This window comes from Pseudomonas paraglycinae (assembly GCF_021601625.1).
Classification (GTDB): domain Bacteria; phylum Pseudomonadota; class Gammaproteobacteria; order Pseudomonadales; family Pseudomonadaceae; genus Aquipseudomonas; species Aquipseudomonas paraglycinae.
On the sequence record NZ_BQHR01000011.1, the window covers coordinates 1 to 15,513 of the forward strand.

The 15,513-nt window shown below is 61.6% G+C and carries 14 protein-coding genes; 6 read left to right on the plus strand and 8 right to left on the minus strand.

Features of this window, described 5'->3' with window-relative positions; translation table 11 throughout:
- Positions 1-356: 356 nt before the first annotated feature.
- The 6 genes from L6D82_RS17330 to L6D82_RS17355 form a co-directional block, all read right to left on the minus strand.
- Positions 357-1,130, minus strand: a complete 774-nt coding sequence (locus L6D82_RS17330) for an enoyl-CoA hydratase (protein ID WP_236190594.1) — start codon at positions 1,128-1,130, stop codon at positions 357-359.
- Positions 1,131-1,144: 14 nt separating this feature from the next.
- A complete protein-coding gene (locus L6D82_RS17335) occupies positions 1,145-2,272 on the minus strand; it encodes an acyl-CoA dehydrogenase (RefSeq protein WP_011334278.1) in 1,128 nt (375 codons plus the stop codon).
- A gap of 20 nt (positions 2,273-2,292) precedes the next feature.
- Positions 2,293-3,483, minus strand: a complete 1,191-nt coding sequence (locus L6D82_RS17340) for an acetyl-CoA C-acyltransferase (RefSeq protein WP_007951273.1) — start codon at positions 3,481-3,483, stop codon at positions 2,293-2,295.
- A 12-nt stretch (positions 3,484-3,495) separates the two neighbouring features.
- Positions 3,496-4,257 carry an SDR family NAD(P)-dependent oxidoreductase gene (locus L6D82_RS17345; RefSeq protein WP_236190596.1) on the minus strand — a complete coding sequence of 254 codons (762 nt, stop codon included), beginning with the start codon at positions 4,255-4,257 and terminating at the stop codon, positions 3,496-3,498.
- 16 nt (positions 4,258-4,273) lie between these two features.
- A complete protein-coding gene (locus L6D82_RS17350; protein WP_236190598.1) occupies positions 4,274-5,938 on the minus strand; it encodes an AMP-binding protein in 1,665 nt (554 codons plus the stop codon).
- Between the two features lie 217 nt (positions 5,939-6,155).
- Positions 6,156-7,172, minus strand: a complete 1,017-nt coding sequence (locus L6D82_RS17355) for an AraC family transcriptional regulator (protein ID WP_236190600.1) — start codon at positions 7,170-7,172, stop codon at positions 6,156-6,158.
- Positions 7,173-7,351: 179 nt separating this feature from the next.
- Here L6D82_RS17355 and efeU point away from each other — a divergent pair, with 179 nt between their 5' ends.
- The 4 genes from efeU to efeO (L6D82_RS17375) are packed head-to-tail and all read left to right on the plus strand — an operon-like array spanning position 7,352 to position 11,561.
- The gene (gene efeU, locus L6D82_RS17360) at positions 7,352-8,191 is read left to right on the plus strand and encodes an iron uptake transporter permease EfeU (protein ID WP_007951269.1); all 840 of its coding nucleotides are present in this window, start codon (positions 7,352-7,354) and stop codon (positions 8,189-8,191) included.
- Positions 8,192-8,199: 8 nt separating this feature from the next.
- Positions 8,200-9,399 (plus strand): iron uptake system protein EfeO, encoded by a 1,200-nt coding sequence (efeO, locus tag L6D82_RS17365; protein ID WP_236190602.1) that lies wholly within the window; start codon positions 8,200-8,202, stop codon positions 9,397-9,399.
- Between the two features lie 17 nt (positions 9,400-9,416).
- On the plus strand, positions 9,417-10,715 hold the full coding sequence (gene efeB, locus L6D82_RS17370; RefSeq protein ID WP_236190612.1) for an iron uptake transporter deferrochelatase/peroxidase subunit: 1,299 nt from the start codon (positions 9,417-9,419) through the stop codon (positions 10,713-10,715).
- 21 nt (positions 10,716-10,736) lie between these two features.
- The gene (efeO, locus tag L6D82_RS17375) at positions 10,737-11,561 is read left to right on the plus strand and encodes an iron uptake system protein EfeO (RefSeq protein WP_085687128.1); all 825 of its coding nucleotides are present in this window, start codon (positions 10,737-10,739) and stop codon (positions 11,559-11,561) included.
- A gap of 62 nt (positions 11,562-11,623) precedes the next feature.
- Here efeO (L6D82_RS17375) and pssA read toward each other — a convergent pair whose 3' ends face one another.
- The gene (gene pssA, locus L6D82_RS17380; RefSeq protein ID WP_085687126.1) at positions 11,624-12,967 is read right to left on the minus strand and encodes a CDP-diacylglycerol--serine O-phosphatidyltransferase; all 1,344 of its coding nucleotides are present in this window, start codon (positions 12,965-12,967) and stop codon (positions 11,624-11,626) included.
- Positions 12,968-13,223: 256 nt separating this feature from the next.
- Between pssA and L6D82_RS17385 the strand changes: the two genes are divergently transcribed.
- The gene (locus tag L6D82_RS17385; RefSeq protein WP_007951264.1) at positions 13,224-13,790 is read left to right on the plus strand and encodes a TetR/AcrR family transcriptional regulator; all 567 of its coding nucleotides are present in this window, start codon (positions 13,224-13,226) and stop codon (positions 13,788-13,790) included.
- 53 nt (positions 13,791-13,843) lie between these two features.
- Positions 13,844-14,323: a nuclear transport factor 2 family protein gene (locus tag L6D82_RS17390; protein ID WP_085745578.1), complete on the plus strand. Its 480-nt coding sequence runs from the start codon at positions 13,844-13,846 to the stop codon at positions 14,321-14,323.
- A gap of 42 nt (positions 14,324-14,365) precedes the next feature.
- On the opposite strand, the gene sfnG is transcribed toward L6D82_RS17390, so the two are convergent.
- Positions 14,366-15,460, minus strand: coding sequence for a dimethylsulfone monooxygenase SfnG (gene sfnG, locus L6D82_RS17395; protein WP_236190614.1), 1,095 nt, complete (start codon positions 15,458-15,460; stop codon positions 14,366-14,368).
- Between the last annotated feature and the right edge of the window lie 53 nt (positions 15,461-15,513).

The window sequence follows — 15,513 nt, forward strand, 5'->3', positions numbered from 1 at the left end:
TTCACTCGTTGATCCATCGGGGACTCTTGATTCCAGGGCATGGTCAGCACCTCCTGACCATGATTGATACCTGTAAACCATGTCCCCGGTCTCAAACGTAAAGGATGTACCCGGTCTTTACCCACCCCAGCCCTCTCCCGGAGGGAGAGGGAGCCGACCGAGGTGTCTCAGGTCTGACATCGACCTGAAACATCCCGGTCGATTATGGAATTGCCAAACGAAGACACCAATCCCGCGCTATTCAAGCCTGAGTTCAACTCGGTAGCTCAGGTCGGTGCAACTCCCGAAAACAACTCGGTCAGTCCCCTCTCCCTTTGGGAGAGGGTTAGGGTGAGGGGGCTTTTGAGGGCGCCGCGTTATTTGCCTTGAAATTTAGCAGGCCGCTTAGCCACAAACGCCGCCATCCCTTCCTTCTGATCCTGCGTCGCAAACGCCGCATGGAACACCCGGCGCTCGAATCGCACGCCTTCAGTCAGGTTCACTTCGAACGCGCGGTTGACGCTTTCCTTGACCATCATCGCAATCGGCAGCGATTTGCTGGCGATCACTGCAGCGACTTTCAGCGCCTCATCCAGCAACTCGGCACTCGGCACGATCCGCGCAACAATGCCGCAGCGCTCGGCTTCCACCGCGTCGATCATGCGGCCGCTCAGGCACATTTCCATGGCCTTGGCCTTGCCCACGGCGCGGGTCAGACGCTGGGTGCCGCCCATGCCCGGCAGCACGCCGAGGTTAATTTCCGGCTGGCCGAATTTGGCGTTGTCGCCGGCCAGGATGAAGTCGCACATCAGCGCCAGCTCACAGCCGCCGCCGAGGGCAAAACCGTTGACCGCTGCGATGATCGGCTTGCGGCGGTTGGCCACGCGATCGCTGTCGCTGAACAGGTCGTCCATGTAGATCTGCGGGTAGGTCAGATCGGCCATTTCCTTGATGTCGGCGCCGGCGGCAAAGGCTTTGGTCGAACCGGTGATGACGATGCAGCCAATGTTCGCGTCGGCTTCAAATCCATCGAGCGCGCGGTTCACTTCGCTGACCAGTTGCGCGTTGAGGGCATTCAGCGCCTGCGGGCGATTGAGGGTGATCAGGCCGACGCGGCCATGGGTTTCCAGCAAAATCGTTTCATAACTCATGTGCAGATTCCTTCTCAAAGATTGCGCGAAATGACCATGCGTTGAATGTCGCTGGTGCCTTCGTAGATCTGGCAGACCCGCACGTCGCGGTAGATGCGCTCCAGCGGGAAGTCGTTGAGGTAACCGTAACCGCCAAGGGTTTGCAATGCCATGGAGCAGACCTTTTCGGCCATTTCCGAGGCGAACAGTTTGGCCATCGACGCTTCAACCAGCGCCGGCTGACCGCTGTCACGCAGGGCGGCGGCGTAGTGCACCATCTGCCGTGCTACTGCGATCTGGGTCGCCATGTCCGCGAGGCGGAATGCGACAGCCTGATGTTCGATGATCGGCTTGCCGAAGGTGTCACGCTCGCGGGCGTAATCACGGGCGGCTTCGAACGCGGCGCGGGCCATGCCCACCGATTGCGAAGCGATGCCGACACGGCCGCCTTCGAGGTTGGCCAGGGCGATCTTGTAGCCCTCGCCCTCCTCGCCCAACCGGTTGGCCACCGGCACTTTCACGTCTTCGAACAGAATCTGGCAGGTGTCCGAGGCGTGCTGGCCGAGCTTGTCTTCGACGCGGGCGACTTTGTAGCCCGGCGAATCGGTCGGCACGATGAAAGCGCTGATCCCGCGCTTGCCGGCGCTCGGGTCGGTGACGGCAAACACGATCACGATCCCGGCGTTCTGCCCGGAGGTGATGAACTGTTTGCAGCCATTGAGCACGTAGTGATCGCCTTCAAGGCGTGCACGGGTTTTCAGGCTGCTGGCGTCGGAACCGGCCTGTGGTTCGGTCAACGCGAAAGCGCCGAGCATTTCGCCGCTGGCCAGCGGCTTGAGGAAGCGCTCACGCTGGTCGTCGTTGCCGAACTTGAGGATTGGCACGCAACCCACTGAGTTGTGCACGCTCATGATCGTCGAGCAGGCGCCGTCGCCGGCGGCGATTTCTTCCAGGGCCATGGCGTAGGCCAGGTAACCGGTGTCGCAACCGCCCCACTGCTCCGGCACCAGCATGCCGAAGAAGCCCAGCCCGGCCATTTCGCCGATGGCTTCTTTCGGGAAGCGGTGCTCGCGATCCCACTCGGCGGCGAACGGTTTCAGCCGTTCCTCGGCAAACTGCCGGGCCATGTCGCGGATTTGTTGCTGGTCGTCATTGGGAATCATGGCAAATCCTTAACTCGGGTTCAGACGCACTCGACGGCCATCGCCGTGGCTTCGCCGCCGCCGATGCAGATCGCCGCGACGCCGCGCTTCAGGCCCTTCTGGCGCAGGGCCGAGAGCAAAGTCACCAGAATCCGCGCGCCGGACGCACCAATCGGATGGCCCAGGGCGCAGGCGCCGCCGTGGATGTTGAGCTTGTCGTGAGGGATTTCCAGGTGGGTCATCGCCGCCATGCCGACCACGGCGAAGGCTTCGTTGACTTCAAACAGATCGACCTGATCCAGCGACCAGCCGGTTTTCTTCATCAGCTTCTTGATCGCGCCAATCGGCGCCACCGGGAACAGGCCCGGGGTGTCAGCGAAGGCTGCGTGGCCGTGAATCACCGCCAGCGGTTTCAGACCCTGTTTCTGCGCTTGCGACTGACGCATCAGCACCAGTGCAGCGGCGCCGTCGGAGATCGAGCTGGAGTTGGCTGCGGTCACGGTGCCGCCCTCGCGGAACGCCGGTTTCAGCGAGGCGATCTTGTCCAGTTTGGCTTTTGGCGGCTGCTCGTCGTTGCTGATCACAACCTGTTCTTTGCCGACGGTCACGGTCAGCGGAACGATCTCGGCCTTGAAGCTGCCGTCCTTGATCGCCTGCTGGGCGCGGGTGGTCGAGGCAATGGCGAAAGCGTCCTGAGCCTCACGGCTGAAGTCGTTGGTTTCAGCGCAATCCTCGGCGAAGGTGCCCATCAGGCGGCCCTTGTCGTAGGCGTCTTCGAGGCCGTCGAGGAACATCGAATCCAGCACCCGGCCGTGCCCCATGCGGTAACCGGCGCGGGCGCGGTCCAACAGATACGGCGAGTTCGACATGCTTTCCATGCCGCCGGCGATCACCACATCGGCGCTACCAGCCAGCAGCATGTCGTGGGCCAGAATCGTGGTTTCCATACCCGAACCGCACATCTTGTTGACCGTGGTGCAGCGGGTGGATTTATCCAGCCCGGCGCCCAGCGCAGCCTGACGCGCAGGCGCCTGGCCGAGACCGGCCGGCAACACGCAGCCGAACAACACTTCATCGACCGCATCGGCGGCCACACCGGCACGTTCAACCGCAGCCTTGATCGCCGCCGCGCCGAGTTGTGGCGCGGTCAGGCTTTTCAGTTCGCCCTGAAAACCGCCCATCGGGGTGCGGACGGCGCTGACGATGACAATCGGATCGTTGGAGATGGTCATGGGAAATCCTCCTTACTTGGCGGCCATGCGCAAGGCACCGTCGAGACGGATCACCTCGCCGTTGAGCATGCTGTTTTCAATGATATGCCGCACCAGCGCGGCGTACTCGGCAGGTTTGCCCAGACGCGGCGGGAACGGCACGCCGGCGGCCAGCGAGTCGCGCACTTCCGGGGTCATGCCGGCCATCATCGGGGTTTCGAAAATGCCCGGGGCGATGGTCATCACGCGGATGCCGAAGCGCGCCAGTTCACGGGCGGCAGGCAGGGTCAGGCTGGCGATCGCGCCTTTGGACGCAGAGTACGCCGCCTGGCCGATCTGGCCATCGAACGCCGCAACCGATGCGGTGTTGATGATCACGCCGCGCTCGCCGTCGGCATTGGCTTCGCTTTCGGCAATCGCCGCCGCTGCCAGACGCAGTATGTTGAAGCTGCCGATCAGGTTGACGTTGATTACTTGAGCGAAACTGGACAAGGCGTGCGGGCCGTTTTTGCCGAGGATTTTCTCGCCGCGAACGATGCCGGCGCAGTTCACCAGACCATTCAGGCTGCCGAAGGCTTTTACCGTTGCCTGCACGGCGGCCTCGGCGGCGGCTTCGTTGCTGATGTCGGCGACCACGCTCTGCGCGCCGAGGCGTTGGGCCTGGGCGGCGACGGCGTCGGCGTTCATGTCCACCAGCATCACTTTGGCGCCGGCGCTCACCAGCAATTCAGCGGTGGCGGCACCCAGGCCGGATGCGCCGCCGGTGACGATAAAAACCTTGTTTTCGATCTGCATGACTGTTTCCTTGGATTCAAGCTGAAACGTTGTGCGCCGCGGCCTCTTGAGCCTTGGCGATTTCCTGGTTGCGCAAGATAAAGCGCTGCAATTTGCCGCTCGGGGTTTTCGGCAACTCGCTGACAAATTCGATTTCACGGGGGTACGAATGCGCGGCCAGACGTTTGCGCACGTGTTGGCGCAGTTCTTCGGCCAGCGCAGGTTCCGCGCGGTATTGCGGGTTGAGCACGACGAAAGCTTTCACCAGTTCGGTGCGCTCCGGATCGGGCTTGCCGACCACTGCTGCCTCGACGACGGCCGGGTGTTCGATCAGTGCGCTTTCCACGTCGAACGGGCCGACCCGGTAGCCGGACGTGGTGATCACGTCATCGCTGCGGCCGACGAAGCTGATGCTGCCGTCCGGGTTCCACTCGACGGTGTCGCCGCTCAGGTAGTAATTGCCGACGAAGGCTTTGGTTGGCGCGCCTTGGTAACCGGCGAACCAGCACATTGGCGACTGCGTGCGATCAATGGCGAGGATGCCGGGCTGGCCGACGCCGAGTTCGTTGTACTGCTCGTCGAGCACCACGATGCGATGACCCGGCGAGGCGAAACCGGCAGCGCCGAGGTGGATCGGATGTTCGAGACCGTGGTGGTTGCACAGGACCATGCCCAGTTCGGTCTGGCCGTAATGGTCGTGAATGACCACGCCGAGGTTGTCGGCGAACCAGCGAATCACTTCCGGGTTCAACGGCTCGCCGGCGCTGCTGACGATGCGCAACTTGCCCTTGATCGACTTGGCGAACTCATCGCCGCCGGCAATCAGCAGGCGATACGCCGTGGGCGAACCGGTGAGGTTGGTGATGCCATATTTGTTGATCACCCGGCAGGTGCTTTCGAAGGTGAACGGGCCATCATAGAACGTGATGGGATGGCCCATCGACAACGGGCCGGTCACGCCGAAATAGATGCCATAGGCCCAGCCCGGATCGGCGACGTTCCAGAATGCATCTTCCGGACGCAGATCCACGGCATCGCGGGTGTAGCTCTGGAACGCGACGATGGCCTTGAGCGGCACCGACAGCGCTTTCGATGGGCCGGTGGTGCCCGAGGTGAACATCAGCAGGAACGGGTCTTCGCCAGTCAGCATCAGCGGTTCGCAGACATTGGAATGGTTGGGCAGCTCGGCCCAGAAACTGAAATCGCCACGGACGATGCCCTGGCCTTTCGGGCCGCCAACGGTGACCAGCGTCGGACAGTCGGCGACTTCGCTGAGTTTCGGCCGGTTGGCGGCGTCGGTCACCACGACTTTGGCGCCGGAGCTGTTCAGGCGATGTTCGAGGGCTTTCGGGCCAAACGCGGTGAACAGCGGTTGATAGACCGCGCCGATGCGCCAGGTGGCGAACACGGTGATCAGCAATTCGATATTGCGTGGCAGCAGGCCGGCGACCTTGTCGCCCTTCTGCACGCCCTGGGCGAGAAGGAAATTGGCGAAACGCGCGGCTTTGTCCTGCAGGTCGCTGAAGGTATACGTCGCACTGGCGCCGTCGCGGCCTTCCCAGAACAGCGCGATACGCCCCGGCAAGGCGTGGCGGTCACAACATTCGACGCAGGCGTTGAGCGCCTCGAGCGAGCCGCTGAGGGCGGCGTCCACGGTGTGCTGATAATCAAACTGTTTGGTGGCAGACAAGTAATCGCGCATTGCCAGAATCCCTCTGTTCTTATTAGGTTGGGGAACCGTAAACAACAGAGGAATACTCGCGCCGCACGCCGTCTGCGGCAATGGTCAAAGCCCTCAAAGTGGATGACTGGTTTGGCCAAGGTTCCGGACTTTGATCGCTCCCACGCCGAGCGCGATGGCCGTTCCCACGCTCTGCGTGGGAACGAGAGTTGGCGGTGGGCGGTGAGTCAGCGGTGGATCAGACCGCTTCGTTGAGGATCAAGGTGCGATAGTGCCCAGGATTGGTCCCCGACCACTTGCGAAACGCCTTGTAGAACGAGCTTGCATCGGCAAACCCCAGCCGCGTGGCGATCTCGGCAAAACTGATCGAAGGCTCCGCCAGCCAGGTAATCGCCAGTTCCTTGCGCACGCTGTCCTTGAGGCCCTGATAGGTCTGCCCTTCTTCCGCCAGACGCCGGCGCAGGGTCGAGGCCGACATGCACAACTGCTGGGCCAGCGCGTCGGTTTCCGGCCACTTATCTGCGGATAATTGCCGCAGATCCTGCTTGATCCGGCTCGCAAGGCTTTCCGGGTCGCGGTACTTCACCAGAATGTTGGCCGGGGCATGGGCCAGAAAGCGCTTCAATTCCTCGGCGCTGCGCTTGATCGGCAGATCCAGCACGTCGGCGGCGAAGATCATCCGCGTGCGCGGCCGGTCGAAACGCAGGTTCTCCGAGAACATCACCCGATAGTCATCACAGAAATCCGGCGCCGGGCCGCGCAGCTCGATGGCCAGGATCGGAATTCGCCGCCCCGCCAGCCAGCACGCCACGCCGTGGACGATCATCCAGTAAGTGAAATAGGTGAAGGCGCGGCGCGGTTCCGGGTCGTCTTCCAGCAGCACGATTTCCGCCAGACTCTGCTGATGCACCAGTTGCGCCGGCAGGCGCTCGAGCATCAACGACAGGAAATTCAACCCGGTGCTCAACCCAGCGGCCAGGTTCGGCTGGGCCATCGCGCTGCGGCAGAGGAATTCCAGGCTGCCGGATTTCAGCTTGCGCGGGTCCATGCCGAAGAACTCGTCATCGCCGCGCCGCGCCAACAGGCGCCACAACCGCGCGTACTGGCTGGCCGGGACGCGGGCGTCGTCGGTGGCCAGCAACGCCGGATCGATCCCGACCTTGCTCAAGACTTCTTCCGTGGCCACGCCCAGGGCACAACTTTGCAGCAGTGCCTCGCGCACCAGTTGAATGGCGATGGTGTCTTTTTCCGACATGGAACGCGCGCAATCCTGTTGTTGTTCGAGTGGCGGGCATCTTAGCGCAGCTGGCTCGGTGGCGTGGATGTTCAGACTCGTTCAGCTCCGGTTCAGCTAAATGTCAATGAATGCCATGTGAGAATGACTTTCATTATGTTACAACTTGTAACCTCATTTCGTTACACAGTGATCGTCGAATGCTCGTTCCCTTTTTGATCATGTTGCGCGAAGGCATCGAAGCCGCGCTGATCGTTGGCATCATCGCCAGCTACCTGCAACAGACCGGCCGTGGCCAGTGGATGCCGGCGGTGTGGATCGGAGTGTTCCTCGCTGCTGCGCTGGCGTTGCTGGTCGGCGGTGGCCTGGAGCTGGTCAGCGCCGAATTCCCGCAAAAACAGCAGGAACTGTTCGAAGGCGTGGTCGGGCTGGTGGCCGTGGGCATTCTCAGTTCGATGGTGTTCTGGATGCGCAAGGTGGCGCGTTCGATCAAGCATTCGCTGCAAGCCTCCCTCGATCACGCGCTGACCGCGTCAAAGCATCAGGTCATCGCGCTGATCGCCATGGTGTTTTTCGCCGTGGCCCGGGAAGGTCTGGAAACCGTGTTCTTCCTGCTCGCCGTGTTCCAGCAGAGCGAAGGCCCGGCCGCGCCGATCGGCGCCCTGCTCGGCCTGATCCTGGCGATCATCGTCGGCTTCCTGATCTACAGCGGCAGCATGCGTTTGAACCTGTCGGCGTTCTTCCGCTGGACCGGGCTGTTCATCCTCGTGGTTGCCGCCGGGATTCTCGCCAACTCGGTACAGGCCCTGCATGAGGCCGGGGTGTGGAACCACCTGCAAACCGTGCTCTTCGACTTCAGCGCGACGCTGCCGATGGATGGCCCGCTGGGCTCGGTGCTGGCCGGCATGTTCGGTTATCAGGATGCACCGACCGTCAGCACCCTCGGCGCGTACCTGATTTATCTGCTGGTGGCGCTGGTCATGTTCTTCATGCCGGCGCCCAAGCCCGCTGCCCAATCGTCTTCCGTTTCCAGCCAATAAGGGCCTTCATGTCAAAGCCTAATATTCCTCAGGCCTCGCCTCCCCGCGCCTTGCGCTGGGCGGTCGCCGGTTCGGTGGTCGTGATGATCGCCGCCGGTGGCCTGTTCTACTACGCCTCGAAAATGGCCGCGGCCAAACGTCAGCACAACCGCGACGAAGTGGTGGTGAACATCCATCCGCACAGTTGCGAGCCGAACGCCCTGACGGTGCCGGCCGGCCACGCCAGCTTTCGCATCGTCAACCGCTCCGACCGGGCGGTGGAATGGGAAATCCTCGACGGCGTGCTGGTGATCGAAGAACGCGAGAACATCGCCCCGGGCCTGAGCCAGGTAATCAACGCCAACCTGCAACCCGGCGATTACGCCATCACTTGCGGCCTGCTGAGCAACCCGCGCGGCACGCTGCACGTGACGCCGACCGCCGCTTCGGATGCCGCCGCCAAGGCCAAGCCTTCGATGGTTGCCTTCGTCGGGCCGCTGTCGGAGTTCCGCGTGTATCTGGCCAGCCAGAGCAGCGCGCTGATCAAAGCCGTGACGGCGCTGAATCAAGCCATCGACAGCGGCGATCTGGCCCAGGCCCAGGCTTTGTATTTGCCGACCCGCGCCGCGTATCAGCGTCTGGCCCCCGCCGCACAACGTCTGGCGGAGCTGGACAACAGCATCAACGCCCGCGCCGATTACTTCGAAAAACGCGAGCAGGATCCGGCCTTCGTCGGTTTCCACCGTCTCGAATACGCGCTGTTCCAGCAACGCAAACTCGATGATCTGACGCCCATTGCCCAAGGCTTGCTCGACAACGTCACCACCCTGAAACAACAGCTGCTGGCCCAGTCGCTGCCGCCGCAGCAACTGGTGGAAATCGTCGTGCGCAACCTCAATACCCTCGCCGACGTGCGCGCCGCCAGCGGCGAAGAGGAACGCTACAGCCACAGCGATCTCAACGGCTTCGCGGCCAATCAGGAAACCGCGCACAAAGTCGTCGAACTGCTGCGCCCGCTGCTGAGCAAATCCGCCGCCGACCTGATGCCGAAAATCGACAGTGCGCTGGCTGATTTCGATACCACGCTGAACGGCTTCAAGGTCAAGGACGGCTACGCCAGTTACGACACCGTCAACGGTGAGCAACGCAAGCAGATCGCCGACAAGGCCAAGGCCCTGGCCGACGCCCTCGACGCCATTGATCCCGCCCTCGGCCTCTCCGGCCTGTAAGCAGAAGACGAATACCGATGAACGATTCCGAACACTTCAACCTGCAACGTCGCCGCGTACTGATGGGCATGGGCGCCGCCGGCGTCGCACTGGCCGGTACTGCCCTGAGCTGCCCGGCGATGGCCGCCGCCCCTGCGCAAGTCACCGAAGCGCCGAGCAGCGACAAGACCCAGGATCACCACGATTTCCATGGCGTGCACCAGACTGGCATCGTCACCCCGCGTCCGGCGGCCGGCATGCTGGTGTCGTTCGATGTGCTGGCCAGCGACCGTGAAGACCTGGAGCGGCTGTTCCGCACCCTCAACGAGCGCATCTCATTCCTGATGAAGGGCGGCCCGGTGGCGCAGATCGATCCGAAGTTGCCGCCGCCGGATTCCGGAATCCTCGGCCCGGTGGTGACGCCGGACAACCTGACCATCACCGTGTCCGTCGGCGAATCGTTGTTTGATGAGCGTTTCGGCCTCGCGTCCGCCAAACCCAAGCGTCTGGTGCGCATGGTCGGTTTCCCTAACGATGCGCTGGAAGCCGATTGCTGCCACGGCGACCTGAGCCTGCAGTTCTGCTCCAACACCGCCGACACCAACATCCACGCCCTGCGCGACATCGTGAAAAACCTGCCGGACCTGCTGCTGGTGCGCTGGAAACAGGAAGGCAGCGTGCCGCCGCAAGCCCCTGCCAAACCCGGTGTGCCGGCGCAATCGGCGCGCAACTTTCTGGGTTTCCGTGACGGTTCGGCCAACCCGGATTCCAACGACGGCAAGGCCATGGACCGCATCGTCTGGGTGCAACCGGGCAGCGACGAACCGGCCTGGGCGGCCCACGGCAGTTATCAGGCGGTGCGGATCATCCGCAACTTCGTCGAACGCTGGGACCGCACGCCATTGCAGGAACAGGAAAGCATCATCGGCCGGGTCAAAACCACCGGCGCGCCAATGGGCGCCAGCCATGAAACCGAAGTCCCGGATTACAGCAAGGACCCGGAAGGCAAGCTGACCAAGCTCGACGCGCATATCCGCCTGGCCAACCCGCGCACCGCCGTGAGCCAGACCAACTTGATCCTGCGCCGTCCGTTCAACTACTCCAACGGCGTGAACAAGAATGGCCAGCTCGACATGGGCCTGCTGTTCATCTGCTACCAGGCCGACCTGGAAAAAGGCTTCATCACCGTGCAGACCCGCCTCAACGGCGAGCCGCTGGAGGAATACCTCAAGCCGGTCGGCGGCGGTTACTTCTTCACCCTGCCGGGTGTCACGGGCGACAAGGATTTCATTGGTCGCTCGCTGCTCAACGCTACTCAACCAAAAACAACTGCATAGCATTCAACAGGAGCCGCCCCCATGAAAAAGACGCCACTTGCGTTATTGCTCACCCTAGGTTTGCTCAACACCCCGCTGTCGGCGTTCGCCGCGACCGCGCCTCTGGATCTGGTGGGGCCGGTGTCGGACTACAAGATCTACGTCACCGAACAACTGGATGAACTGGCCAGCCACACCCAGCAGTTCACCGACGCGGTGAAAAAAGGCGACCTGGCGACCGCACAGAAGCTCTACGCACCGACCCGCGTCTATTACGAGTCGATCGAGCCGATCGCCGAGCTGTTCAGTGACCTAGACGCGTCCATCGACTCCCGCGTCGACGACCACGAGCAAGGCGTGAAAGCCGAAGACTTCACCGGTTTCCACCGCATCGAATACTCGCTGTTCTCGGAAAAGAGCACCAAGGATCTGGACGCCCTGGCCGATGGCCTGAACAAGGACGTGAAGGACCTGCAGACCCGCGTCGCCGGCCTGACCTTCCCGCCGGAAAAAGTCGTCGGCGGCGCCGCTGCGCTGCTCGAAGAAGTCGCCGCAACCAAGATCTCCGGTGAAGAAGACCGCTACAGCCACACTGACCTGTACGACTTCCAGGGCAACATCGACGGCGCGAAGAAAATCGTCGACCTGTTCCGTCCGCAGATCGAGAAACAGGACAAGGCCTTCGTTGCCAAAGTCGACAAGAACTTCGCCACCGTGGACAAGATCCTGGCCAAGTACAAGACCAAGGACGGTGGTTTCGAGACTTACGACAAGGTGAAGGACAACGACCGCAAGGCGCTGGTCGGCCCGGTCAATACCCTGGCGGAAGACCTGTCGACATTGCGTGGCAAACTCGGGCTGAACTGAGTCCGCGCATAAAAAATCCCCCGGACGCTTGCTGCGTTCGGGGGATTTTTTGTGGGCCGGTTTTAGAGAATGCGATAGAGCAACCGCTCGACTCGCACCCGGCTCACGCGCTTGAGGAACTTGGCCACGCCCGCCGGGTAATCCGGCAAAGCTTCCAGATCTTGGAAACGTGCGATTCGCGTGGTGTGAACGAAGATGTTCTCCAGCTCCGCACGGCGCGGCTCGAGCCACTCGCCTTTCGGGTCATCGATCAGCAAGGCGTTTTCCAGATCGAGACGGAACGCCCGCGGATTGAGGTTGTTGCCGGTCAGCAGCGTATAGCGCTGGTCGATCCACATGCCTTTGAGGTGATAGCTGTTGTCGCCTTCACGCCACAGATGCAGGTTCAACTGGCCGCTGTCGATGTTGCGCTGATGACGCTTGGCGAAACGGCGCAGGCTGATCTCGTAGAGATACGGCAGCGCGGCGATCACCTTGAACGGCTCGGTCGGCGGGATGTAGAAGTCGTTGGCGGTCTTGTCGCCGACCACGATGTCGATCTTCACGCCGCGCGCCAGCGCCCGGTTGATCTCGCGGATCACGCCGAGCGGCAGGTTGAAGTACGGCGTGCAGATGGTCAGCTGCTTCTGGGCGCTGGCGATCAGCTCCAGAATCACCCGGTTCAGCGGGTTGTTCTTGCCCACGCCGAGCAACGGACTGACCGACAGACCGGTATGCGCCGTGCTGCCGGCACTGGTGTCATACGCCGCGTATTTGAGGCGGCTGCGCAGATCGCCGATGTCGTTGCGCAGGCTGCGGGTGGTCGGCAGGTTCGGCAGGTCAAGGCGATGCACCGCTTTCGATTCGATCAGGCCGTGCTTGACCAGGTGGTGCATCGAGTCCGCCAGTTCGCGGCTTTGCAGCACGTGATAACGGTCGAAACGGTACTTGTCGAACTTGTGCAGGTAGACGTTGTTCAGGCTGGCACCGCTGTAGACCACGCAATCGTCGATCACGAAGCCTTTGAGGTGCAGCACGCCGAACAACTCGCGGGTCTGCACCGGCACGCCGTAGACCGGCACCACGCTCTGGTGGGTGCGGGTCATTTCCTGATACCACGCCGAGTTGCCCGGCTGTTTGCCGGCGCCGATCAAGCCGCGCTGGGCCCGCAGCCAGTCGACGACCACCGCGATTTCAAGCTCGGGACGCTTGAGTTTGGCGGCGTGCAAGGCATCGAGGATTTCCTGGCCGGCTTCATCGTTTTGCAGATAAAGCGCGACAAGGTAGATGCGCTGGGTCGCCTGGGCGATTTTCTCCAGCAGGCAACGGCGGAAATCGGCGGCGCCGGGCAGGATCGTCACGGCCTCGGCGGTCAGCGGAAAGCTGCGCAGTTTGGGCAGCAGAGAGCGTTTGAAAAGCAACGGCATAGGGCTCGCAATGGGTCGAATCCGAAGAACCGAGAGCTTACACCATCAACTCCTTCGGGTCTTCCCGCCTGATTGATCGTTCCCACGCTCTGCGTGGGAACGCAGCCCGGGACGCTCCGCGTCCCTTCCAGAGCTGGAAAGCAGAGCGTCCCTTGAGGCATTCCCACGCAGAGCGTGGGAACGATCAAGTAGAACGCGAGAGCGATCATAAAATAACTGCTTGACCAAGGAGAACGATCGTTCTACTGTTCGCCACATGAACGAAATCACCAGCAACGACACGACCCGAGACATCATTCTGGATGTCACCGAAAAGTTGATCTACAAAAGTGGCATCGCTGCCACCGGTATGGATCTTCTGGTGAAAACCGCCGGCGTTTCCAGAAAGAGTATCTACCGCTACTTCGCCAACAAGGAGGAGCTGACCGTCGCCGCCCTGCAACGACGAGACGTGCGCTGGATGCACTGGTACAGAAGCGCCGTCGATCAGGCCGAAACCCCGGCCGATCGTCTGCTCAACCTGTTTACCGTGCTCAAGGGCTGGTTCGCCTCGGAAGGTTTCCGGGGCTGTGCCTTCATCAACACCAGCGGTGAGACCGGCGATCCCGAGGATCCGGTTCGCCTAGTCGCCAAAGACCACAAACAGAAACTGCTCGACTACCTGTGCGAGCTGTGTACCGAACATGGTGCCGAGGATCCGCAACTGTTGGCCAAACAGCTGCTGATACTGATTGACGGTGCCATTACCGTAGCGCTTGTGATGGGTGATCACAGTGCCGCCGATAATGCGCAATGCATGGCGCGAAAGTTATTGGACCTGTAACGCCTTAATAAGCCTGACAAGTTGTTTAACTGTTAATAGATCGGGAGACAAACATGTCTACTGCAGCCGAAGTTCGTCCGCCATTGCCACCGTTCAACCGTGAATCGGCCATTGAAAAAGTTCGTCTGGCCGAGGATGGCTGGAACTCCCGCGACCCGGAGCGCGTGTCGCTGGCCTACACCCTGGACACCAAATGGCGTAACCGCGCCGAATTCGCCAACAACCGCGAAGAAGCCAAGGCTTTCCTGACCCGCAAATGGGCCAAGGAACTGGATTACCGCCTGATCAAGGAACTCTGGGCCTACTCCGACACCCGCATCGCCGTGCGCTACGCCTACGAGTGGCACGACGACTCGGGCAACTGGTTCCGTTCCTACGGCAACGAGAACTGGGAATTCGACGACAACGGCCTGATGTTCCAGCGTTACGCCTGCATCAACGACATGCCGATCAAGGAAAGCGAACGCAAGTTCCACTGGCCGCTGGGCCGGCGCCCGGATGATCATCCGGGATTGTCCGAGCTGGGTCTGTAATTAAGTAGCCGATCCCTCCTGCACAGTGTGCAGGAGGGATTTTCAGGCGAATTCGGCAGTCCGGGCCGATTGCGCTTTAGCCTCAAGTTCCCGCACCAGCGGCAACACCCGCTGACCGAAATACTCCACCTCTTCCTGAAAATGCAGGAACCCCGCCAATACCAGATCAACCCCCACCGCTTTCAACGCGACGATGCGCTCGGCAATCTGCTGCGGCGTGCCGATCAGGTTGGTCTTGAAGCCGTCGTTGTACTGCACCAGATCTTCAAAGGTCGATTTGGCCCAGTTGCCCTCACCTTCCGGCGACGCCCTGCCCGCCTGTTTCGCTGCATCACCGAAGGCATTCACCGCTTCCGGGTCAGCCTGATCGATGATCTGCGCCAGCACCGCTTTGGCTTCTTCTTCGGTATCTCGGGCGATCACAAAAGCATTCACCCCGATTTTTACTGAATGATGGTTTGCCGCCGCTTTGGCGCGAATGTCGTCGACCTGTGCCTTGATGCCCTCGACGCTGTTGCCGTTAGTGAAATACCAATCCGACACCCGCGCCGCCATGTCACGTGCGGCACGGGAGCTGCCGCCCTGAAAGATTTCCGGGCAGCCCAGCGGTTTCGGTTTGAGGCTGTAATTGTCGAAGCGATAGAAATCGCCACGGAAGGTGAAGTTGTCCTGACTCCAGATCCCTCGCAATGAACGGATGAACTCTTCAGAACGACGATAGCGCTCGTCGTGCTCCAGCCAATGCTCGCCAATCGCCTGGAATTCGCCCTTGAACCAGCCGCTGACGATGTTCACCGCAATCCGGCCGTTGGTGAGTTGATCGATGGTCGCCAATTGTTTGGCCGCCAGCGCCGGTTGCCACGGGCCGGGCAAGATGGCGGCGATGACTTTGAGTTGGCTGGTGGCCGCGAGCAGCGCGTGGCTGAAGGCAACCGATTCATGCTGAAACTCGGCGCCGTAACCGGCGGTGAAGCGGATTTGCGTCAGGGCATATTCGAAACCCGCCGCCTCGGCCAATTGCGCCAGTTTGCGGTTGTAGTCGATGCCCCAATCGGTGCGTTGCTCGATCTTGCTGACCACCAGGCCACCGCTGACGTTCGGCACCCAGTAGGCAAATTTCACGGCTTGCTGACTCATTGGCGTGTCCTCGGGACAGTTGATGAAGGTGAGTAAGCCAGAGCAGCAAGCGT